The organism is Peribacillus sp. YIM B13481, from assembly GCF_042787985.1.
In the GTDB taxonomy this organism is placed as follows: domain Bacteria; phylum Bacillota; class Bacilli; order Bacillales; family DSM-1321; genus Peribacillus; species Peribacillus simplex_A.
Window position 1 is genome coordinate 46,558 of sequence record NZ_JBHZPE010000021.1, and the last position, 21,746, is coordinate 68,303.

At 40.7% G+C, this 21,746-nt stretch carries 21 protein-coding genes and 1 other RNA gene; 16 read left to right on the forward strand and 6 right to left on the reverse strand.

Annotated features, from left to right (window positions below; all coding sequences use genetic code 11):
* The first annotated feature begins 77 nt into the window (after positions 1–77).
* Positions 78–1,550: a 4-hydroxyphenylacetate 3-monooxygenase, oxygenase component gene (hpaB, locus tag ACFX4X_RS13700; protein ID WP_284470336.1), complete on the forward strand. Its 1,473-nt coding sequence runs from the start codon at positions 78–80 to the stop codon at positions 1,548–1,550.
* A gap of 67 nt (positions 1,551–1,617) precedes the next feature.
* Here hpaB and ACFX4X_RS13705 read toward each other — a convergent pair whose 3' ends face one another.
* From ACFX4X_RS13705 to ACFX4X_RS13715, 3 genes are read right to left on the reverse strand one after another with little or no spacing between them, the layout of a single operon-like run.
* Positions 1,618–2,001, reverse strand: coding sequence for a 5-carboxymethyl-2-hydroxymuconate Delta-isomerase (locus ACFX4X_RS13705; RefSeq protein ID WP_089363179.1), 384 nt, complete (start codon positions 1,999–2,001; stop codon positions 1,618–1,620).
* 17 nt (positions 2,002–2,018) lie between these two features.
* A complete protein-coding gene (locus ACFX4X_RS13710; RefSeq protein WP_289337378.1) occupies positions 2,019–2,807 on the reverse strand; it encodes a fumarylacetoacetate hydrolase family protein in 789 nt (262 codons plus the stop codon).
* Positions 2,804–3,592, reverse strand: a complete 789-nt coding sequence (locus ACFX4X_RS13715) for a fumarylacetoacetate hydrolase family protein (protein ID WP_289320134.1) — start codon at positions 3,590–3,592, stop codon at positions 2,804–2,806. Before ACFX4X_RS13715 ends, ACFX4X_RS13710 begins: the two co-directional genes overlap by 4 nt.
* Positions 3,593–3,936: 344 nt before the next feature.
* On the opposite strand from ACFX4X_RS13715, the gene asnS reads away from it, so the two are divergent.
* The 4 genes from asnS (at position 3,937) to ACFX4X_RS13735 (ending at position 7,253) form a co-directional block, all read left to right on the forward strand.
* On the forward strand, positions 3,937–5,229 hold the full coding sequence (gene asnS, locus ACFX4X_RS13720) for an asparagine--tRNA ligase (RefSeq protein ID WP_377384183.1): 1,293 nt from the start codon (positions 3,937–3,939) through the stop codon (positions 5,227–5,229).
* A gap of 116 nt (positions 5,230–5,345) precedes the next feature.
* Positions 5,346–6,041: a DnaD domain-containing protein gene (locus tag ACFX4X_RS13725; protein WP_061463835.1), complete on the forward strand. Its 696-nt coding sequence runs from the start codon at positions 5,346–5,348 to the stop codon at positions 6,039–6,041.
* A gap of 22 nt (positions 6,042–6,063) precedes the next feature.
* Entirely contained in the window at positions 6,064–6,720 is a 657-nt protein-coding gene (nth, locus tag ACFX4X_RS13730; protein WP_284470339.1) for an endonuclease III, read from the forward strand.
* Positions 6,717–7,253 (forward strand): YpoC family protein, encoded by a 537-nt coding sequence (locus ACFX4X_RS13735; protein WP_377384187.1) that lies wholly within the window; start codon positions 6,717–6,719, stop codon positions 7,251–7,253. Before nth ends, ACFX4X_RS13735 begins: the two co-directional genes overlap by 4 nt.
* A 487-nt stretch (positions 7,254–7,740) precedes the next feature.
* Here ACFX4X_RS13735 and ACFX4X_RS13740 read toward each other — a convergent pair whose 3' ends face one another.
* Together ACFX4X_RS13740 and recU are read right to left on the reverse strand one after the other, a co-directional pair.
* Positions 7,741–10,467, reverse strand: a complete 2,727-nt coding sequence (locus ACFX4X_RS13740; RefSeq protein ID WP_377384190.1) for a PBP1A family penicillin-binding protein — start codon at positions 10,465–10,467, stop codon at positions 7,741–7,743.
* A gap of 27 nt (positions 10,468–10,494) precedes the next feature.
* Complete coding sequence (recU, locus tag ACFX4X_RS13745) at positions 10,495–11,106, reverse strand: Holliday junction resolvase RecU (RefSeq protein WP_377384192.1); 612 nt, start codon at positions 11,104–11,106, stop codon at positions 10,495–10,497.
* Positions 11,107–11,249: 143 nt separating this feature from the next.
* Between recU and ACFX4X_RS13750 the strand changes: the two genes are divergently transcribed.
* From ACFX4X_RS13750 to ACFX4X_RS13765, 4 genes are all read left to right on the forward strand, one after another.
* Positions 11,250–12,197 carry a DUF2515 family protein gene (locus tag ACFX4X_RS13750; RefSeq protein WP_089363187.1) on the forward strand — a complete coding sequence of 316 codons (948 nt, stop codon included), beginning with the start codon at positions 11,250–11,252 and terminating at the stop codon, positions 12,195–12,197.
* A gap of 356 nt (positions 12,198–12,553) precedes the next feature.
* On the forward strand, positions 12,554–12,829 hold the full coding sequence (locus ACFX4X_RS13755) for a hypothetical protein (protein WP_061463830.1): 276 nt from the start codon (positions 12,554–12,556) through the stop codon (positions 12,827–12,829).
* Between the two features lie 70 nt (positions 12,830–12,899).
* Complete coding sequence (locus ACFX4X_RS13760; protein ID WP_061463829.1) at positions 12,900–13,268, forward strand: YppE family protein; 369 nt, start codon at positions 12,900–12,902, stop codon at positions 13,266–13,268.
* Positions 13,269–13,346: 78 nt separating this feature from the next.
* The gene (locus ACFX4X_RS13765; protein ID WP_377384196.1) at positions 13,347–14,015 is read left to right on the forward strand and encodes a YppG family protein; all 669 of its coding nucleotides are present in this window, start codon (positions 13,347–13,349) and stop codon (positions 14,013–14,015) included.
* Between the two features lie 69 nt (positions 14,016–14,084).
* On the opposite strand, the gene ACFX4X_RS13770 is transcribed toward ACFX4X_RS13765, so the two are convergent.
* The gene (locus ACFX4X_RS13770; RefSeq protein ID WP_284470347.1) at positions 14,085–14,537 is read right to left on the reverse strand and encodes an Hsp20/alpha crystallin family protein; all 453 of its coding nucleotides are present in this window, start codon (positions 14,535–14,537) and stop codon (positions 14,085–14,087) included.
* A gap of 141 nt (positions 14,538–14,678) precedes the next feature.
* On the opposite strand from ACFX4X_RS13770, the gene ACFX4X_RS13775 reads away from it, so the two are divergent.
* The 7 genes from ACFX4X_RS13775 to rnpB all read left to right on the forward strand — a co-directional run bounded on the left by ACFX4X_RS13775 (position 14,679) and on the right by rnpB (position 21,690).
* Entirely contained in the window at positions 14,679–15,443 is a 765-nt protein-coding gene (locus tag ACFX4X_RS13775; RefSeq protein WP_289320140.1) for an alpha/beta fold hydrolase, read from the forward strand.
* Positions 15,444–15,561: 118 nt separating this feature from the next.
* Positions 15,562–17,841, forward strand: coding sequence for a DEAD/DEAH box helicase (locus ACFX4X_RS13780; RefSeq protein WP_284470349.1), 2,280 nt, complete (start codon positions 15,562–15,564; stop codon positions 17,839–17,841).
* A gap of 32 nt (positions 17,842–17,873) precedes the next feature.
* Positions 17,874–19,136, forward strand: coding sequence for a ribonuclease H-like domain-containing protein (locus tag ACFX4X_RS13785; RefSeq protein ID WP_377384199.1), 1,263 nt, complete (start codon positions 17,874–17,876; stop codon positions 19,134–19,136).
* Between the two features lie 456 nt (positions 19,137–19,592).
* A complete protein-coding gene (locus ACFX4X_RS13790) occupies positions 19,593–20,084 on the forward strand; it encodes a CotD family spore coat protein (RefSeq protein ID WP_377384202.1) in 492 nt (163 codons plus the stop codon).
* 68 nt (positions 20,085–20,152) lie between these two features.
* Positions 20,153–20,704, forward strand: coding sequence for an SLOG family protein (locus ACFX4X_RS13795; protein ID WP_284470352.1), 552 nt, complete (start codon positions 20,153–20,155; stop codon positions 20,702–20,704).
* Between the two features lie 205 nt (positions 20,705–20,909).
* A complete protein-coding gene (gpsB, locus tag ACFX4X_RS13800) occupies positions 20,910–21,221 on the forward strand; it encodes a cell division regulator GpsB (RefSeq protein ID WP_061463822.1) in 312 nt (103 codons plus the stop codon).
* A gap of 80 nt (positions 21,222–21,301) precedes the next feature.
* Positions 21,302–21,690, forward strand: an RNA gene (gene rnpB / locus ACFX4X_RS13805) — RNase P RNA component class B.
* The last annotated feature ends 56 nt before the right edge of the window (positions 21,691–21,746 follow it).

The window sequence follows — 21,746 nt, forward strand, 5'->3', positions numbered from 1 at the left end:
TTGTTATAGGAATTAATTAAATATTTGGGATTTTTTTAATTGTAAGCGCTTCATTTATTTTAAAGGGGGATGCAATCATGCCGGCAAAAACAGGTGAAGAATATATTAATAGGGTAGACAACGCAAAGGCGAACGTATGGATAAATGGGGAGCAAGTAAAAGATAAAATCAGTGAACACCCAGCTTTTAAAGGGGTCATGAAAACACAGGCCGAATTATATGACCTCCAGCATGATCCCGGGAAAAAAGATATCATGACTTATATTTCACCAACCTCCAATGAAAGTGTAGGGGCCTCATTCATGCAGCCCCGGACTAAGGAAGATCTTGAAAAAAGGAGGAAAATGATTCAAGAATGGGCAAGACATAATAATGGTATGATGGGACGTTCCCCTGATTACATCAACAGTGGGATGATGGCGTATGGTTCTGCGGCGGATATGTTCGGCACTCAGGATTCGGCATTTGCTAAAAATATGAAAGACTACTATGAGCTCTGCCGGGAAATGGATTTGTCGTTGACACATACGCTGATTCAACCCCAGGTTAATAGGGGAGTTAGTGCGGCAAAGCTTCCGGACCCTTACATCGCTGCACGGATTGCTGGCAAGGATTCAGAAGGGCTAATTATAAAGGGAGCCAGATTATTAGCTACACAAGGCGGAATAACGGATGAAATCATGGTTTTTCCTTCAACGTTGCTTAAACAATCAGAAGAAGAAAACCCTTATGCATTCGCATTCTCCATACCGAATAATACACCGGGGGTAAAATTCATCTGTCGTGAATCATTCGACTATGGCAAATCCAATTTTGACCATCCACTTGGCTCACGATTTGAGGAAATGGATACTATAATCGTTTTTGATGATGTAGTCGTTCCTTGGAACCGGGTATTCGCATATGGGGATGTCGGCATTTGCAACCAGGCTTATAATGAAAGCAATGCGGTTGTTCATATGACCCATCAGGTGGTATCGAAGAATATTATCAAAACCGAGTTCATTCTGGGTATTTTGCAACTAATGGTGGAAACGATCAATATTGGGCAATACCAGCATGTTCAGGAGAAAATTTCGGAAGTCATCATAGCACTTGAAACGGTAAAAGCCTTCATTACAGCTTCGGAGGCAAACGCAAAAGTGGATAAGTGGGGAATAATGACACCAGATTTCACACCGTTAAACATTGCCCGTAATTATTATCCAAAGATTTACCCTAGATTCAGTGAAATCATGCAGCTTCTTGGGGCTAGTGGCTTAATGGCGATACCAAATGAAGCCGATTTCAATTCGGAGCTTCGACCGGATTTGGATAAATACCTTCAATCCGCTAATGGCGGGGCGTATGACAGGGTTAAACTGTATCGTCTCGCATGGGATGTATGCATGAGTTCATTTGGAACTAGGCAAACACTATATGAGCGCTTCTTTTTTGGGGATCCGGTTCGCATGGCCAGCGCTTTATATTCTGGCTATGATAAACAGGAATATGTGGACCGTGTCAAGGAGTTCTTAAACCGTGCTGAAAATCTTGCAGAAATCAACTGACCCTGTAGCAGTATGTAACCATAAAGGCCTTCCAGATGCTCAGGAAGGCCTTTAAATATGAAATCTTTTATTTAAATCGGTTATGGATATTATTCTTTTTATATGTGCCAAAATCACTGAATTCCGTAAGCTCCATGGAAAGGGCAAGATATCTCTTTGAGAAGAGGGCTGCCAAATGGGACTCCAGCGTTTCAAAAAGGTGGTCACATACTTTGGTTTTATCCTTGTCATGGCGTCCAGCGCCAATTTTTAGTATGGCATGAACAAAGGCATCATCCTCTGAACCATCGGCAACACGATAATGCTTTAATTCAATGGCTCGAGATCGAATGCCGCCAATTGGAAAGATGGAAGGATAGGAGATTAATACATCATTCACTTTCTTTAACAAACCGTCAATCTGGAGTTCATCTTTGATATTATCGGTATATTCTATAATTATATGAGGCATGTGATCCTTCCCTTCCGTTAATTATGAATTTTTAAATGCGACCGATCCCCGTCTTCTCTAAATATATCGTCACCGACTATTGTGCTAACGAGTTTTCCGATACCTTCAATTTCAGTGGTGATTTCATCACCTACAGCAGTATCCGCCAATCCTTCGGGTGTGCCTGTCAATATGATATCGCCTGGACTCAATGTCATGAAGCCGCTGAAATATTCAATTAAATCAGCAATGCTGAATATCATGTCTTTCGTGTTGCCTTCCTGAGTCAATTTTTTGTTGACGTATGTCTTGATGGAAAGATTCGAAGGATCTGGAATATCTTCGGCATCCACTAGCCACGGTCCAATTGGGGTGCAGGTATCGCGATTTTTGACCTTTAAGTTTGGCCGGTAGTAATTCTCCAGATAATCCCGTATTGCATAATCATTTGCAATGGTATATCCACTTACATACTTAAAGGCGTCTTCTTTTTTTATGTTCTTCGCCTTTTTACCGATGACGACTGCCAGTTCACATTCATAATGCATATAAGATGCATCAGAAGGCCGTCTTGTCTGTCCCCGGTGCCCGATAAAGGTATTTGGCCCTTTTAAGAACGCAAGGGGTTCTTCCGGGGCTTTAAAAGCCAGCTCCTTCGCATGGTCGGCATAATTCAAGCCAAGCGCGAATACAGTACGGGGTTCCACCGGGGGAAGCCAGACAACATCTTGCTCATTGACAATCCGGCCATCCGTCAATTGGAGCCGGCCATTATATTCACTTGCTAGATGTATGGCACCTGCATAGGCTACACGGGCTCTCTTCATAAAACCCCCTCCTTTGATAGCTTTACTTCCGAAATGATTGTATTTTCCAAATATCCGATTTCGTCAATTTCAATTCTAATATGATCATCGGCTTTTGCCAGTGGTGCATTCTCAGGAACTCCAACTAGAAGGACGTCACCCGAATTCAGAGTCATGAAGTCTGTTACATCCTCAATGAGGTGGGAAATGGAGCGAATTAGATTTACAGTTGAATTTTCTTGCCTGAGCTCCCCATTTATAAATACACGGATTCCTAATGAATCGGGGTTGGATATGGATTCCTTGGATACGACCCAGGGACCGATCGGGCAAAATCCATCTCGGGCTTTATAACGGATCGCAGGACGGTAAACGCTTTCATGCGGAATGCTAATATCATTGACGATCGTAAAACCTTCTATATAATCCGATGCATGTTCTTTCTTGACCCTAGTGGCCGTTTTATTGATCACTATTCCAAGGGCCGCCCCGATTTCCAATTCAGGTATACCATTTGGAAGGGGAACTGGAGTTGAAAAAGAAGAAAACGTGTTTCTAGGTTTAATATAAAGGATCGGCCCTTTAGGAGGCTCATTATAAGGAGGGTGGCCGATCTTTTCCTTCAATGCTTCCAATGATCCTTTATAGTTTAATAATGTCCCATATACAGTCCCTGAAATAGGGATATCCAACTTTATTTGGGATACATCGTATTTATCACCGTTCATTAATATATAACCGTTCGACAATACATCCATTTCTTCCGAATAATCTGACTTCCTTAGTTTCACTCTTGCTTTTGCCATGGACAATCCCCCCTTGATTTTTTATTAATCATATATGATATCGTATATGATTTTTTGTTTAAGTTCAACATTTTTAGATTATTTAGTATAATTAGGTAAAAATTGTTAGGGGGAAGGTTGGTTTCAACAGAAAAATGCCTTGAACATTTAGTTAGGATGGAGCAAATACCATATCAACAAATTCGTTAGTGAAAAAGTGTGCAATATGGCGGATACACCTCGAAAAATTGATAAGAGTGATATAAAAGGCATGCAACCTGATTTATTTGCTTGTAAGCAGGGCAATGGGTATAATAAGTAGAGTAAATTCCTAGTGAGTTAAGCTATTTTTGGAGGGAAATCCCGTGAAAATTACAATAAAAGATGCTAGCAAATTCGTCGATCAAGAAGTTACCATTGGAGGCTGGCTTGCCAGCAAACGTTCCAGTGGTAAAATTGCATTCCTTCAAATCCGTGATGGCTCAGGTTTCATTCAAGGTGTCGTCGTGAAAGCTGATGTGGGTGAAGAAATTTTTGCACGTGCGAAATCGGTTTCGCAAGAGACATCCTTGTATGTAACAGGTGTCATTCAAAAGGATGAACGCTCGCCGTTCGGTTTTGAGCTACAAGTGAAAGATATTGAAATCATTCATGAATCATTGGATTATCCCATTACACCTAAAGCACATGGTCCTGAATTCTTAATGGATAACCGCCATTTGTGGCTGCGTTCAAAACGACAGCATGCAGTCATGAAAATCCGGAATGAAATAATCCGTGCTACATATGAATTCTTTAATGAAGAAGGTTTCGTTAAAGTCGATCCCCCAATTTTAACAGGAAGCGCACCAGAAGGAACGAGTGAATTGTTCGCCACTAAATACTTTGATGAGGATGCATACCTTTCACAAAGTGGTCAGCTTTATATGGAAGCGGCAGCAATGGCACTAGGGAAGGTATTTTCCTTTGGACCTACTTTCAGGGCGGAAAAATCCAAAACAAGACGGCATTTAATCGAGTTCTGGATGATTGAACCAGAAATGGCTTTCATCGAATTCAAAGAAAATCTGGAGGTTCAGGAACAATTCGTATCTTCCATCATCCAATCTGTTTTGAAAAACTGTCAGCTTGAGTTGAATACGCTGGGCCGTGACACAGCGAAGCTTGAACAAATTAAAGCTCCATTCCCTCGTATTACATATGATGAAGCCATAAAGTTCCTTCATGAACAAGGATTTGATGATATCCAATGGGGTGATGATTTTGGAGCACCGCACGAAACTGCGATAGCAGAAAGTTATGATAAGCCAGTCTTCATAACTCATTATCCAACCAAAATCAAACCTTTTTATATGCAGCCTGCTCCTGACAGGGAAGAGGTCGCTCTTTGTGCCGATTTGATTGCTCCGGAAGGGTACGGAGAAATAATTGGCGGCTCGGAGCGGATTCATGATCAGGAATTGCTTGAACAGAGAATCAATGAGCATGGCTTGAGCGAAGATGCTTACAAATGGTATATGGAATTAAGAAAATACGGATCTGTACCGCATTCAGGCTTCGGTTTGGGGTTAGAACGTACCGTTGCTTGGATCAGTGGTGTTGAACATGTCCGTGAAACCATTCCGTTCCCACGTCTATTAAATCGTTTATATCCTTGATCTCGTAATGAAGCGGTTATCTTGCCATATTGGGCAGATAACCGTTTTTTGTTAAAATTATAAGCTTATTAGGGGAGCCATATTCATGTTATACTTAATCAGAGGTGTCCAATAACATGAATAAAGAACATTTATATGCGTGGTTTAAGGAAGGAACGATAACGATTCCATCCTTTTTGTTGACTAACTATAAGACAATGGGACTGAATGAACAAGAAATGGTCCTATTATTACAATTGCAAAGCTTTATCGATAAAGGTAACCATTTCCCTGCACCATCCCAACTATCTGACCGAATGACATTACAGGAAACGGAATGTCTATTCTTAATCCAGCGTTTGGTTCAAAGGGGATTTGTTGAAATGGTGGTTGAAGGAAGTCAAGAAATCGGACAGGAAAAATATTCGTTGGCTCCACTTTATGAAAAAATGATGGACTGCTTCTTAAAAACTTTGAAACAGTCAGAGTCAGCTGAGGTCCAAAAAGCGGGAGAGAGCCTTTATACGATTTTTGAACAGGAGTTCGGCCGCCCTTTATCTCCATTTGAATGTGAAACATTGGCAATGTGGATGGAGGACGACCATCAACCTGAAATCATTAAGACAGCTCTTAGGGAGTCAGTCATTTCCGGTAAATTGAATTTCCGATACATTGATCGAATTTTGTTCGAGTGGAAAAAGAATGGAATTAAAACCTTGGAACAGGCAAGGGAGCAAGGAAAAAAATTTAGAGTGCATCAAAAGAGGGACCGAAAAACGGAAACTGCACAACCATTGAAAGATGTGCCCTTTTATAACTGGCTCGAGCAGTAATGTAAATTGAAGGAGAACCAATATGTTGAATAAAGCTCAAGTTCGATATTGTCTGGATACAATGGGTGAAATGTTTCCAGATGCCCATTGTGAACTGAATCACTCCAATCCATTTGAATTGGTGATTGCTGTTGCTCTGTCAGCTCAATGTACGGATGTATTAGTGAATAAAGTCACGAAGGATTTATTTCAAAAATATAAAAGGCCTGAGGATTACATAAGCGTTCCGGTAGAAGAGTTGGAAAATGACATTCGCTCAATCGGTTTGTTTCGTAACAAGGCTAAGAACATTCAAAAGTTGTCGCGAATGCTGATCGAAGAATACGGTAAAGAAGTTCCCAGGGATCGTGATGAGCTTGTTAAATTGCCTGGCGTGGGCAGAAAGACGGCGAATGTAGTCGTTTCGGTTGCGTATGATGTGCCAGCGATAGCTGTAGATACCCATGTAGAGAGGGTTTCCAAGCGCCTGGGATTATGCCGCTGGAAAGATAGTGTCCTCGATGTTGAGAAAACGTTGATGGCTAAGATACCGAAGGATGAATGGTCCGTTACGCATCACCGTCTGATATTCTTTGGACGCTATCATTGCAAGGCACAGTCACCAAGATGTGAAACCTGCCCACTCCTAGATGTATGCCGTGAAGGAAAAAAAAGAATGAAAAGGAAAGAAGCCAATTGACGCAGTCCATATCATTAAAAGTCCCGGCCGAATTGGACCATCCGTTCTTTTTCCCTGAAAAGGAAACCATTTTGGAAAAAGAATGCTATACAGGATGGAATGGATCAATCCCATTCGAGGCTTTCCCGTATGAGATACTTTATTATAATAATGTAGTGTCGTATGCTCCTTGGACCAAGGGGGCAATGCATATAAAGGAACTACTGGAAAAATGGAAGGGAATAGATACTGAATGCAGCATACTATTTTCAGAGCGAAAAGCGGGAAGGACCTTGGGACTCATGAAGCAGGGTATCGGTTTATTTTTAAATGCAGTCTTCTGGATGCATGGAAAGCCAGTGGTATTGAGTGACTGCCGAGTGCAAATAGAGTCCTTTCATAATATTCCGGTGAACGCGGCTGAAAGGGTTTCTTTCATCCTTGCAAGACCCGCTTCTTTCCATTCTTATAGACAACTTAGTGAGTTGTTCCGAGAATTTGAGAAACTATATGTGAAGCTCATGATCATTAATAAGAATAAAAGAAACGTCTAAGCTTTTAGCTTAGACGCAAACTGTAGTCAAACTCGATAAAAAATTGAGTTTGTCTACAGTTTTTTTGAGGGTTTGTAATTTAAACATTGATTGGAACGTAGGGAACCAAGGGGGTCCGCCCTCGGCGCCCTTTGCGCCTGCGGTGTCTCCCTTGGACACGCTTTTCCCGCAGGTGTCACGCACACCCGTTCCAATCAACTTTGTTTTAACATTTAGACAGAACCCCGTTTGCCAACAGTCTTTTTTGTTTTAAAAGAAGAACTTGAGGTGAAAGTATTCCGAGGTAGGACGCTTAAGTATAGATCCAGTTATTTTTAGTCAAACTGACATTCATTAACTATACCTTCGGAATTCGCGATGGCCAGAAATGGTCTTTCTCTATAGCTATTTCAAATCCAATAAAAAATGAAAAAGGTTTCGGAATGAGTACATTCCGAAACCTTTTTGTCTACAAACTGCTCTAAGCATTAGCTTAGACGTTTAATAGTCAATCTTTGTTTTCTTTATTGTTGTCTTTCTCTTTTTCTGGATCAGGGGCCGGGTTAGGGTCAGGGATTTCGCCTGGTTTTTCTTCCTCTACAGTCCCAGGGTCGGTGACAATATCCCCACCTTCAACGTCTCCATCATCCTTATTGCCTTTTCCATCATCAGGATTGTTTCCATTTCCATTATTATCAGTGTTTCCATTATCAATTCCATTATCAATTCCACTGCCGTTGCCATTGTTGCCGTTGTTATTTTTATCTTCGTCTTGCTTATCTTTTTCACCTTCAGCAGGAGTTTCTTGTTCCGGATTTTCACCCTCTGCCGGATCTTTAATCTCCTCGTCAGTACCCTTAGGATCTTCCGCTTCTGCAGGGATTTCGACCGATGTACTGGCAGGATCACTTTGTTGGTTATCCACTATGGCTACCACTGAGAAAGTATATTTACTTCCAGGGGTTGGATTAGGGATCGTTAAACTAGTATCCTTCGATTTTTTTAACACGCTCTGTGCTCCGCCATCAACGGACATCATAACCTCGAATTTGGCATTACCTTTAGGATATGACCATGATAGATTGATTTCATTACTTTCCTTATCGTAAGAAGCGTTAATGCCAGGTGAATCGACTTTCTCATATTCTGTCGTCACTTGTGTTGGCTCGTGACCTTTAACATAATATTCATAAGTGATTTTATCGCTTGGTGTATATTGATTGGCTTTAACAGCTGGATTGGAACCTTTTATGATTCCAACCTTCACAACACTGTCAGGTTGATTAAAGTCTTTCGTTTCTTTTGACTGAGCCATATGTTCCATCAAGTTCTTGAAAATTGATTTAGGGATCCTTTGAGATGAATCGCCAAGATATTCCATTTTATTGCCTGGTGCATTATCATATCCAGCCCATACTGCGACTGTATAATTGGTTGTATAACCCGCCATCCAGCTATCTTTTACACCGGAGGCTGGGATGTTGTTCCGTGCACGCTGGTCAGGCGTGAAATTGGTTGAACCCGTTTTACCGGCTACTGGAAGATTAGGTATATTGGCTAGCCTTCCTGTTCCATAAGGTTCTTTAATGACGCTCTTCAACATGTCCGTCACGATGAAAGCCGTGGAATCTTTCATGACCGGTTTCGATTCCGTCTTGTTTTTGATGGTGGTTTTGTCACGTAAAACAATCTTTGTCACACTATGCGGTTTATTATAAATACCGTTGTTTCCGAATGAACTGTATGCACCGGCAAGTTCAAGCGTAGAAACGTCTTGACCGCCTCCAATTGCAGCAGATTCACTTATTTCATTCTTGAAAGGCATGCCAAGGTCAACGGCAAAATCACGCGCCCGGTCCAAGCCGACTGCTTGAAGCGTCTTTAAGGCAGGGATATTTAATGACCGTGCTAGTGCTTCGCGAGCTGTTACAGTACCATAATGTCTCCCGGAAGCATTTTTAAGCGGTGTTCCATCACTGTAGGTATATTCCTCATCTTTGATTGGATGGTAGGTGGACCAATTTAAATATTCTACGGCAGGACCATAATCCAGAATTGGCTTAATGGTCGAACCAGGTGAACGCTTGGCGTCCGTTGCATAATTCCAGCCGCGTTTAACCGTCGTGTTCCTGCCGCCGCCAACTGCTTTAATTTCACCAGTTTTAGTATCTATTAAGGTAACTCCAGCTTGGAGATCTTTACTTGGATAATTGATGATTTCATTACTGTTCAACATTTTATAGACATATTCTTGGGCATCTTTATCAATGGTCGTATGGATTTCCAAACCATCGGTAAAGACGTTATAGTCACCCATTTGTCCGACTTCCTCAATGACCAAATCGATGAATGCATCATAAGCAGTCGTGTCTTTTTTGCTTTTATCGATTTCTTGAAGTCCTTCTGTTATATCGATGCTTTGTGCATTTTTCATTTCCTGTTCAGTGATATATCCATGTTTATTCATTAAGTGAAGGACAATATCACGGCGTTCTTTCGCGCGTTCTGGGTGTAAATAAGGGTTATAACGGCTTGGGCTTTGCGGTAAACCTACAAGCATGGCCACTTCATTCAATTTCAATTCGCTTAGTTCTTTTCCATAATAAGTATGGGAAGCAGTTAATATCCCGTTTGCACGATTTGCAAAGAAAATCTTATTCACATACATTTCGAAAATTTCTTGTTTTGTATATTTTCTTTCCAGCTGTATGGCTAGCCACATTTCCTGGACTTTCCTTTTAATGGTCTTATCAGGTGTTAAATAAGAACGCTTGATAACCTGCTGCGTCAATGTACTTGCACCCTCTGAGCCGAATCCGTGTTTGAAGTTGGCTATGACGGCACTGCCCAGACGCAAGAAATCCACCCCGTGGTGTTTATAAAAGCGTGAATCTTCCGTAGCCAGGAAAGCATCTTCGACACGTTTGGGAATGTCTTCATAATTTACATAATCCCGGTTTTCTGTTCCGACTTCGGCTAGCAATTTACCATTTTCATCGAGAATTTTGGATGTGACTGGATCTTTTAAAAGCTTTTCATCAAGTTTTGGAGCATCGCTTATAAAGTAAGCCATTGCAGCTCCTCCGCCAACCAAGCCTATAATTCCGATTGTAACAAGTATAAGGAAAATGCGCTTAAGCATATTGGTTGGCTTCTTAGGACCTTTGTTCGGTTCCTTTTTTTGTGTCTGCCCCTGCTTTCGGCGTTCTTCTCTAGTATTATATTTTTCAGCCATTACAGCTAACCTGCCTTTCTAAAAAAACTAAAAATTTTCTGAGATGAGCGAATCTACTACTTTAATATAGTCAATTCTCGGTTGAAAGCCAAGAGTAATCTTTCGTGAACAGCTTTCAACTTCTTGAAGAGTTATAGATTTGCGTCCGCCGTCTTTCATTCTCTTCCAATAAAAACTAAGTTGTTCAGAACCCATTAGATATATATCATCCATTGCGGAAAACCGGATGATGACAAATGCAATTCCGTCATGCTGAACGATGTGTTTCATATGTTCAATTTGATGGTCATGAAAATTTTTCAGAGGGAACGAACTGCTGTTTTTCGTTTCCTTTGCCTCAAAATCAATGTACCTTCCTTTATAAACACCATTGTAATCGGTGGTCGATGCTTGTTTGAAGTAGGCTTCTTTAATGACTGCAGCACTTCTCTTCGGGTAATGGACATCAACAATTTGAATGGGTGTCGGTTTTTTATGAATGACGGCAATGCCGTGTGCTAAATAAAACTGATTGGTTTCGTTCAAATCGTCTTCCAATGTTTTTCCCCGGTTGCTATAACTGATTTTTTTTAGTGGGCTTTTCTTTTCTTCCAAAGCCTGCGGTACAAATCTTCGTCCATTGGGATAATGAAATGCCACTTTTACCCCTCCTTTTTTTCACTTATCTATATTAGCAAAAAAAGAATCCAATATGTGAATAAAAAGAATTGTTTCTTTGAACGATAGGATTTATGTACAACTAAATGTCACAATTAATCGTTATGGAAAGGATGGACATATAGATGCAAGTGTTGAATACGGAAAAGCAAATGCTCCATTCCATAAAAGTCCAAACCGCGAAAGGGAATAGGGATAATATATCAAGAACAAAGGCATATGAACAATTTTTCAGAAACCACCCAGAAATACAGTGGTCTTTTTTAGCCGGGATGGTTTCTAGAAATGCAGGCTGGAATATGTGTGACCTTGAAGGAATATGGTATTCCCATTTGCTTAGCCTTAAATACAGGCATCACCTATTCCTAACTTATGAAGAAGCCAATTGGAGAATATTCCAGGATGCTTATCCTCAATTGCTTCTCTATCATTATTCGACGAAGTATGGGCGTCCAATGTTTCATTTATGTCATTATTTTTTTATTACTGAATTCATGACGAACGAATGGTATTCCTTTTGGAAACATGGAAATCGTGAAAAGTTAGTCACTGCGCTTATAATAAATGAACAAAACGTCATTGAAAAGCCTGTTATTAAAAAGCAAACTTTCGTTTTTCATTCTATATTATTTTTCCTGCAGGACTGGATGCATTTTAGCACTGTATTATTTCCTACCTGCAATGGTAAGCTGTATGGTTCGTCCGTTTCGAATTTTAGAAATATCGATAAAAGGATTGAATTGGGGAAAAGGTTGGCCGGCCTTTTATTTTCTGAAGATTTGTTTCCGTTATTTTATGAATTTTCCTGCAGGACTGAACCAACCGGGGCTAGATTTGATTACGAACAATATCGAAAAAAGCCTAGGTACCATGAAACCCCGATGCTGAGGGGAGTTTATCCATTGATTCATCATCAAGCAGGGGGGACAGAGCAATGGGATGTGAATAAAAGGATTAAAAAAGATTGGTTTATTGAGCCCCAATGGGAGGAAGACCCGGAATTGACCGATTGGTATGACCATAAACAAAAGCAGCTGCACACAGCTGCAATGATCAAAAAGTGGTTTTTTTAAAAGGAAACAGGGAAGGCGTCGATTATGCCTTCCCTGTTAATTGTACAAGTATTGATGCCCTTACGTTGAGGGGCGGTTTTCTCCACTAAGTTTCGGGTTTCCCGTTCCTGCCTTTTTAGTAGGCGGCTTTTGTCGTTTTTCGTTTTCTTGCTGTCTGCTTTCATTCGACTGCATAAAATCACCTCCTGTCTGTATTTTTGTTTAAAACTCCATTCTTCATTCTGCCATTGTTGTCGAAGGGCATAATAAATTAAGCGAATAGCACTTTCTTTGCCGATTCCCTTCTAGTTTTGTCAACCTTGAAGGGCTTTCTACTAAAAAAAAGAATAGTACACGTATAGAATGGAGGGATCAGCATGGTCAATAAAAGTGTCTCAACAGAGGAAATATTAAGGATGATAGCTGAGATCAGTACCAGCCTGGATCGTTTGGAAATTTCATATGGGGAAACTGTAAATACAGTGAGGTGCAAACTTTGGGCAGAGCAATATACATTGGTTAACAATGTCCAGGAAGCCATTGAGAATGCCGAGGATTATTGGGTGAATGCTGAAGGTGTAAACCATTCCTTTTCCATTGTTCTGGAAAAACCAATTATAAAGCACAAGGTTTTCACCGAATTGCACGTATAAGCCGATAGAATTTCCTTTTATAAAGAACTGGATTATACTAAGAGGAAACAAATGTGCGGAGGAATATATTGTGCAAAAAGAGAAACTGCAGCTATTAACCGAACAATTAATAAAATATACGGTCCAAGCGGATGATATCTATGAGGATGTACGCAAAGAAGAAAAGGAAAAGGATTTCTTTTCGGAAGTCAAGCCGTTTGCTGATCAGGTCAGGTCCTCATGCATCGATTGGGAAAACGGAATGAAGGAGTGGATGAAAGAAACCGAGTTTAAGCATCTTTTCCCCGAGCAAATCGAACAAACCGCTCATAACCTTTCTGATGTGGCCGTTCAGGCATTCTTTCCTAAAACCAGTTACAAGCGATTTAAAAGTCATGTCCAATCAGTCGAATTTATCCTTCATAATGTAAAAGCGGAGATCGATCGGATTTTATCATAAAAACACCTACACTTTATTTCCTCTTTTTTCATATATTATCAGAACCATGTAATGAAAAAAGAGGAGGGCTCATTGAACATGATGAGATCCGGTTTTAACCAAGTCTCCCCAAATCAAGGACAGTATCCTCAATCTATGCCGGAATATTGGGGAGGGTACCAGCAGCCAATACAGTATCCTCTGCAAAATAATCATAATCTTGAACGGCCATTAATGTATCCATATCATACCCAGGATACAGGGGGCTATATGACGCCATATCATGATCCTTATCAGCAGGCGGCCTATCATCCATTCCAACAAATTCAGCAGCAGGCGATGCCTGTTGGAGCTTATCCGAGTAACAGTGTAATGCAGCCAATGCCGCAAATGCCGCAAATGCAGCCAATGCAGCCAATGCCGCAAATGCAGCCAATGCCACAAATGCAGCCAATGCAAATGCCACAAATGCAGTCGATTCAGTCCAATCAGCAACTGCAGCAGCAGGCTTTTAGTCCGTTCGATAATCCGTTGCAGCCAGCTAAACGACCCCCGCAAGGTCAGCAGCAGGCTCATAATCCCTATCCAAAGCAACAGTTCATGCAAAAACCCCAGCCATCTGGTATCAAATCGGTCATGAATCAATTCAAAACACAAGATGGTTCCATGGATATAACGAAAATGATGAATACAGCTGGACAAATGATGAATACAGTTTCTCAAGTATCGTCAATGGTCAAAGGAGTAGGGGGCTTCTTCAAAGTTTAGATGGTGAATAAAGGAAAAGCAGACTTACAAGTGACCCAGCCACTTATTTAAGTCTGCTTTTAAATTTGCCTAATTGATTTCAATCCGATTCCCTCTAATTTTGGGCAGGTGAAGCGTGAGGATGCCATCGCGATGTCGTGCGGTGACTTTTGCTTCATCAATCGGTTTTGGAAAGGAAATAGTTCTTGAAAATGTACCGGCTGAAACTTCTTTTTGAAACATTCCTTGCGTTTTATGCTGCCTATCAACATGTTTTGCAGAAATGGTCACGGCATGGGTCAGCACATCAATGGATATTTGGCTGCGTGCAATACCGGGCAAGGTAGCGGTAAGGGTATACTCTGAATTTGTCTCATGGACATCAACCGGAAAGCTGCGTTCTTTAGTAGAACCGAAGAAATCGTCAAGAGATTGCAGCATGCCTTTAGGAGGCCTTTCGGAAAACAATCGATCCATTTTGTTAATAAAATGGGTAAAGGGTTCAATTCGATTTCGATTATTATTTTTTTCAGAAGAGGTCATCACGGTTCTCCTTCCTAAAAAATTCCTTTGCCTATAGGCTATGTTAGGACTGAAGAATTGTGAATGAACCAATGGGTTTTAGATACGGATATAGAGGGAATAACGTTACTGATTGATTAGTAAAGGAAATGAGGGATTGATATGACAGAAAATAGCAAGCTTTCCTACATAGATACCGGGAAAGGAAATAAAACATTGTTGTTCATCCATGGGTTTTGTGGAAGTCATGAATATTGGAAGAACATCATTGCTGAATTAAAAGATGAATACCGAGTTGTTGCCATTGATTTACGAGGGCATGGTGCAAGTGAAGAAATAGGGGCATCTTTCTCGATTGATGATATGGCTGCTGATATTGCTTCATTTATGGAAGAACAGGGAATCGGAAAGGTTTATATGTTTGGTCATTCTCTTGGAGGATATATCACCTTGGCATTCGCAGAAAGGTTTCCTGGGAAATTGTCTGGTTTTTCACTGATTCATTCTACCGCTTTGCCTGACGATGAAGCTGGTAAGGAGGGGCGTTTAAAATCTGTCGGGAAAATAGAAATGGATGGAATCATTCCTTTCATTGATGGACTTGTACCAAAGCTTTTCGCTAATTCCGATGATCCGAATATTGAACATACAAAGGAAATCGGTTATAAAACAAGTGAAAGTGGTGCGATTGGGTCTTTGCATGCCATGAGGAACAGAACAGACAGAAATCATGTACTCAAAGAGACGAAGCTCCCAGTCCTTTTGGTTGCAGGTGAAAAGGATAAAGTAATTCCCGCTGAAAAAACCTTTTCTGTTAAAGGGAGCCATATTAATGAAGTTATACTTGAGGGAAGCGGTCATATGGGAATGTTGGAAGCTCCGAGCAGACTAGCCGAAGAAATCATTCGATATGTCGAGAAGAATTAACTGAAAAAGAATGATCAGGAAGCGGGAGTAGCCGTTTCCTGATTTTTTTTTGAATAGGAAATAGTTTCCCTTTTGCATAGAACGTTCATTCGGTAGAATAGGAGTATGAGGTGGTTATATGAAACTGCGAAAAAATTTACAAGAAGTCATCACGGAATTAAAAACCAATGAGGATTATAAGGATAATATTGTACACTGGCAAGTAATTGAAGCGAAAGAGGCAAAACATGTTCCTTTTCCCGATCGAATGAATGATAAGATCAAGCATGCTCTTGAAAAACGGGGGATAAATGGGTTGTACACCCATCAGGCCACCGCATTTGATACGGCTGTCAGTGGCGAAAGTCTTGTAGCGGTCACCCCAACGGCTTCTGGTAAAACATTATGCTATAATTTGCCGGTCCTTCAAAAAATACTTGAAGATGAAAAAACTAGAGCGCTTTATATATTTCCGACAAAAGCGCTGAGTTATGATCAAAAAAGCGAATTGAACGAAATGATTCATGAAATGGACGCTGAGATAAATAGTTATACATACGATGGGGACACACCTTCAAATATCAGGCAAAAAATCCGTCAGGCAGGGCATATCGTCATCACCAATCCCGATATGCTCCATTCCGGAATCTTGCCGCATCACACGAAATGGGTCTCATTGTTTGAAAACTTGAAGTATGTGATCATCGATGAACTCCATATTTACCGCGGCGTTTTCGGAAGTCATACGGCTAACGTCATAAGAAGGTTAAAAAGGATCTGTAAGTTTTATGGCAGTGATCCTGTATTCGTCTGCACTTCTGCAACGATCAATAATCCAAAAGAGTTGGCAGAAGAGCTTACGGAAAAACAAATGGTGCTTATCGATAATAACGGGGCCCCGAGTGGGAAAAAACATTTTGTTTTCTATAATCCCCCAATAGTCAATAAACCGCTAAACATTCGAAGGAGTGCGGTTTTGGAAGTCAGGAAGCTCGCAAATGAATTTTTGAAAAATAAAATTCAAACAATCGTTTTTGCGCGAAGCAGGGTTCGTGTGGAAATTCTATTGACCTATTTACAGGGACTCGTGTCAAAGCAATTGGGGCCCAAATCAATCAGGGGCTATCGTGGCGGGTATCTGCCTACACAGCGTAGAGAAATTGAACAGGGCCTCAGGGATGGTTCCATTTATGGGGTGGTATCCACGAATGCTCTTGAGTTAGGTGTCGATATCGGGCAGCTCCAGGTTTGCATAATGACTGGTTACCCTGGATCGATATCGAGTGCCTGGCAACAGGCGGGACGAGCAGGAAGAAGGCATGGTGAAGCGCTGATCATCATGGTCGGCAGTTCAAGTGCCCTTGATCAATATATCGTCCAGCATCCCGATTATTTCTTTACGAGAAATCCAGAAACTGCAAGAATCAATCCAGATAATCTTTTGATCCTGGTTGATCATGTCAAATGTGCAGCATATGAGCTGCCATTTAAAAAAGGTGATGCCTTTGGAAAAACAGAGATTATGGACGTACTGGAATTCCTTACGGAAGAAAGGGTCTTACACCAAAATGGGGACAAATGGCATTGGATGAACGATGCTTTTCCGGCAAGCAATATAAGCCTGCGTTCTGCTGCACAGGAAAATGTCGTAATCATCGACCAAACGAATGCACCGGTTAACCGGGTCATAGGAGAAATGGATACGTTCAGTGCAATGACCCTTCTCCACGATGAAGCCATTTATTTGCACCAGGGAATGCAATTTCAGGTGGAAGAACTTGATTGGGATGAAAAGAAAGCTTATGTACGTGAAGTCAATGTGGACTATTATACGGATGCTAACCTTGCTGTGCAGTTGTCTGTATTGGAAGTGGATAAACAGCGAACTTTCGCTTCCACCACAGCTGCCTTTGGTGACGTCGCCATCCGGGCGATGCCTACGATCTTCAAAAAAATCAAATTTGAAACTCATGAAAATATTGGTTCAGGGCCAATCAGCCTGCCTGAGATGGAACTGCACACGAGTTCGGCCATGCTTTCCATGGAGCCTGATATATTCGAGTGGGACGAAAATCGAATAGAGCAAGGAATGATAGGTGCATCCCATGCCCTTAATTACATGATTCCGTTATATGTTATGTGTGATCCGCATGATATCCATGTTTATCCACAGGTTAAGGCAGCACATAATGAAAAACCAACCATTTTTATTTATGATAGTTATCCGGGGGGGATAGGGCTAAGTGATAAAGTATATGAAAACTCTGAAGTCATCCTACTGGAAACCATATCCATGATCGGAAATTGTTCTTGTGAAAGCGGCTGTCCTTCCTGTATCGGAACGGAATCTGCTGCGAAAACAGCCAAAAATGATGCAAAACAGTTATTAGGTCAATTTTGTAAGGAAAAACAATCATAGATACGGGGATAAGTGAAAAGAGGTGCATTTTTTTGTCTTTGAAAAATAAATTGAACCGTTTGAAAACGCATATGAACATAGAACCAGTGAAACATCCTTCTCCTGAACAAGAAAATAGCCAAGCAGTGAAGGAAGAAATTCCTTATCTTGAAAAGTGGCTGAAGAACGATACCGTTTCCTTTCATTTCGATGATGATTATTGTTTTATTAGGGAGGTCCGCTACCCTATAAATCACAAACATGGGTTATATGCATTTTCTGAGCTGAAAAAGATCGTAAAAGAGTGGAATCAAACTCCATTGGAGCATCCCTTATCCGCTAGAGGCGTTAAAAGTGAAGACCTGTTTTTCTTCGATACGGAAACAACAGGACTTGGAGGCGGAGCGGGAAATACCATTTTTTTACTGGGTTATGCCTATTTAGAAGGTGATGAAGTTGTGGTGAAACAACATATCCTACCGCAGCCCGGAAGTGAAATACCGCTTTACCAAAGCTTTCTGGAAAACATCAATTACGAAACGCTTGTCACATATAATGGTAAATCTTTTGATTGGCCCCAGCTGAAAACCCGACATACCTTGATTAAAGAACATGTTCCAAAACTACCGGAATTCGGACATTTCGATTTGTATCATGCTTCAAGACGCCTTTGGAGAAACAAATTGGAACGAGTTAAATTATCAGCAGTCGAAACGGATATTCTAGGTGTACATAGAGAAGATGATATTCCTGGATATTTGGCACCGATGATTTATTTTGATTTTGTCGAGAGGAAAAATCCGGAAATTTTATTTGGGATCATGAAGCATAATGAATTGGATATTTTATCACTGATCACATTGTATATTCATTTGTCCCGGAAAATCCTCCAAATTGATGGATATACGGAAGATTCCATGGGAATTGCACGCTGGCTCGCTTATCTAGGAAAAAAAGAGGAATCGGTCGAGACTTATAAAAAAATAGTGGAAGCGGGAAATGAGGAAGATCGGATAATAGCTGGCCATGCCATAGCCTTTCAGAAAAAGAAGCAAAAACAATTCAACGAAGCATTGGAAATTTGGAAGGAGGTCGCCATAAAAGGGAATGTTCAAATAAGGATACAGGCACAGATTGAATGTGCAAAATTATATGAACATCAATTTAAGGAAGTCGGCAATGCTCTAAAATGTGCATTAAACGCGCATCAAGAGATGTTGAGGGAAGGTACCATTGTGGTGAAACAAAAGTCGGAATTGGAAAAGAGGATCAAGCGTCTCGAAATGAAAGAGGATTCCAAGGGTATGTCTGTATAAGATAAGCGAATCAGAATTGTTTTTAAGTGCGAAATGCCGAAAATAAAAAATATGGATACAAATATTGTAGCCTTCAACTATAATGTGTAAAATGGAAAGAGTTGAGGGTGAATTTCCGAAGCATTCATTTCATACCTTTACATCAAATAAATTTAAGTTGAAAGCGGAGCGGAGAAATGTATAAAACGACTTTATTTCTATTTTTTGTTGTCCTTTGTTTAACGATTGTTATTTTTACATCATTAAAAGACAGTCTCTATTCCTTTTTATAGAAAATTACCCACAGTGCATTTGAAGGGTAGCCATATATTATAATAGTGTACTTATTGACGGCCATACATAGTTTTATACTTATTCTGTATAAATAGGTCATTTCATCAGTACACGTCTCCCCTTTTTTTCATAGTCTGTAATGGTAAGACTAAACTTATCATAATGAAAGGGGACGTATTATATATGTATTTTCGTAATTGTGGAGGAAATAAATCCAATGTAATGGGAGCATACGGGAACGCTCCTGGAGTAATGGGCGCATCAACCGGGAAACATAAACACTCTAACGTAATGGGAGCCTTTACTGGTCCAACGGCTGTATCTCCAGCGCAATATGGCCCATCGGCTGTATCTCCAGCGCAATATGGCCCATCGGCTGTATCTCCAGCGCAACTTGGCCCAACGCAAGCACTTCCTACTCAACTTGCCCCAGCGCAAGTCTCTCCAACACAGCAATTTGTTAATACGAATGTATCGAACACAGTGATTCCTGTCGTTCATCCATCACACACTACAACTGTCAATAAACATTTGAACACGTATAAACATTACTTCCCACATACTCAATCCGTGGTGAACCAATGCTTTACGCAAAACTTGATTTGCGGAAGGCCGCCGATTAATCCATGCTGTCCGCCCCCCCCATGCTGTCCGCCTATGCCTTTCGGATACTAAAAAAAGTAAGGGCCTAATTAGCCCTTATTTTCTTACATAAACATGTTAAAAGGGAGATTAACCAAGCAATGAAGGTTTTGTATATGACTGGCTATAAGGCTTTTGAATTCGGGATATTCAAAAATGACCATGAAGCCGTAAAATATATTAAGAAAGCGATGAAGCAACGTCTTCTGCCATTGGTGGAAGATGGGCTGGAATGGGTGATCATATCAGGTCAGTTGGGTACGGAGCTATGGGGTGCCGAAGTGGTGTTCGATATACAGGAAGAATACAGTCAGCTTAAATTAGGGGTGCTAACTCCTTTTCTGAAACAGGAAGAGTCATGGAACGAGACGAATCAAGACTATTACCGTTCCATATTGGCCCGTGCCGATTTTGTTGAGTCCATTTTTAACAAACCATATGAAGGGCCGCAACAGCTGAAAATCAAAAATAGGTATATGGTTCATAAAAGTGACGCCATGCTCATCATTTTCGAAGCCGAAAAAGAAGGGTCAGCACGATATCCATATTTCGAAGCGATGAAAAAGGCTGAAACACAGCCATACCCCATCTATCAGATAAACTTTGATGATCTGCAACTGGCTGCGGAAGAAGGCAGCTGGTCCGAAGAATGACGGAGTGAAAATAATTATGGATTAAAAGTTGTTTCTAAAGCATATTCATATTATGATGAAATTTAGATACAGATTCATGGGGGTACATATCGTTCACTGAAACATCATTATGCAGATAAAAAGGTGTTTCGTTGACAAACCCAAGCAGATTTGAAAAAATAATAAAAAGTCGATTGTATTGGCGAAAGTATTGAGGTGAAGTCTTATGCTATCCGATAAGATAAAATTAACGGCTAAAGATATTCTTGAAAAAGATTTTAAAACAGCAATGCGCGGTTATAAACCAGAAGACGTGGATCAATTCCTGGATCTGATCATTAAAGATTATGAAGTGTTCCATCAGGAAATTGAAGATCTTAAACAAGAAAATCTTAAATTGAAAAAACAAGCCGAAGAGAGTACAAAACGTCCAAATCAGCCTGCTCCCAGTGCTACTCCGGGAACCACTAACTTTGACATCCTTAAACGGTTATCCAACTTGGAAAAGCACGTTTTTGGAAACAAGCTTTTTGATTGAGGTTTTGCATGTTAAAAGTGAAATTGATTTAGGTATTGTGTTTTAATGAATGATGGAGTATAATCAATTATGTTATGTTAACGTTTGGGTAATTGCTGCTGCATTTTTGCAGTAGAGGAAAGTCCATGCTCGCACGGACTGCGATGTCCGTAGTGTTCGTGCCTGGCGAAAAAATAAGCTTGGGCAGCAATCTTGGATTGCTGACGGCTGGGAAAATGCCTAAGTCCTTTTGGATATGGCATGAATACCTATAAAAGTGCCACAGTGACGGAGCCTTTACAGAAATGTAAAGGGTGGAACGAGGTAAACCCCACGAGCGAGAAACCCAAATTAATGGTAGGGGCGCTTTCTTCCTTGGAATTGAACGAGGAGAAGGACAGAAGCCATGCTTCTGTAGATAGATGATTACCGCCGAAGTACGAGACGCGAGTCGCTTGCAGTACTGAGGAACAAAACATGGCTTACAGAACGTTATCATATGACACCAAAAGCACAACTCTCCTTTTAAAAGGAGAGTTTTTGTTT

Bases quoted from the DNA above. Each gene is read 5' to 3' on its own strand.
- ACFX4X_RS13740 (WP_377384190.1), bottom strand. From the start codon at position 10,467: ATGGCTGAAAAATATAATACTAGAGAAGAACGCCGAAAGCAGGGGCAG.
- ACFX4X_RS13765 (WP_377384196.1), top strand. From the start codon at position 13,347: ATGATGAGATCCGGTTTTAACCAAGTCTCCCCAAATCAAGGACAGTAT.
- ACFX4X_RS13790 (WP_377384202.1), top strand. From the start codon at position 19,593: ATGTATTTTCGTAATTGTGGAGGAAATAAATCCAATGTAATGGGAGCA.
- ACFX4X_RS13780 (WP_284470349.1), top strand. From the start codon at position 15,562: ATGAAACTGCGAAAAAATTTACAAGAAGTCATCACGGAATTAAAAACC.
- ACFX4X_RS13705 (WP_089363179.1), bottom strand. From the start codon at position 2,001: ATGCCTCATATAATTATAGAATATACCGATAATATCAAAGATGAACTC.
- ACFX4X_RS13750 (WP_089363187.1), top strand. From the start codon at position 11,250: ATGCAAGTGTTGAATACGGAAAAGCAAATGCTCCATTCCATAAAAGTC.
- ACFX4X_RS13795 (WP_284470352.1), top strand. From the start codon at position 20,153: ATGAAGGTTTTGTATATGACTGGCTATAAGGCTTTTGAATTCGGGATA.
- gpsB (WP_061463822.1), top strand. From the start codon at position 20,910: ATGCTATCCGATAAGATAAAATTAACGGCTAAAGATATTCTTGAAAAA.
- ACFX4X_RS13715 (WP_289320134.1), bottom strand. From the start codon at position 3,592: ATGGCAAAAGCAAGAGTGAAACTAAGGAAGTCAGATTATTCGGAAGAA.
- nth (WP_284470339.1), top strand. From the start codon at position 6,064: ATGTTGAATAAAGCTCAAGTTCGATATTGTCTGGATACAATGGGTGAA.
- ACFX4X_RS13770 (WP_284470347.1), bottom strand. From the start codon at position 14,537: ATGACCTCTTCTGAAAAAAATAATAATCGAAATCGAATTGAACCCTTT.
- ACFX4X_RS13755 (WP_061463830.1), top strand. From the start codon at position 12,554: ATGGTCAATAAAAGTGTCTCAACAGAGGAAATATTAAGGATGATAGCT.
- ACFX4X_RS13710 (WP_289337378.1), bottom strand. From the start codon at position 2,807: ATGAAGAGAGCCCGTGTAGCCTATGCAGGTGCCATACATCTAGCAAGT.
- ACFX4X_RS13775 (WP_289320140.1), top strand. From the start codon at position 14,679: ATGACAGAAAATAGCAAGCTTTCCTACATAGATACCGGGAAAGGAAAT.
- hpaB (WP_284470336.1), top strand. From the start codon at position 78: ATGCCGGCAAAAACAGGTGAAGAATATATTAATAGGGTAGACAACGCA.
- ACFX4X_RS13725 (WP_061463835.1), top strand. From the start codon at position 5,346: ATGAATAAAGAACATTTATATGCGTGGTTTAAGGAAGGAACGATAACG.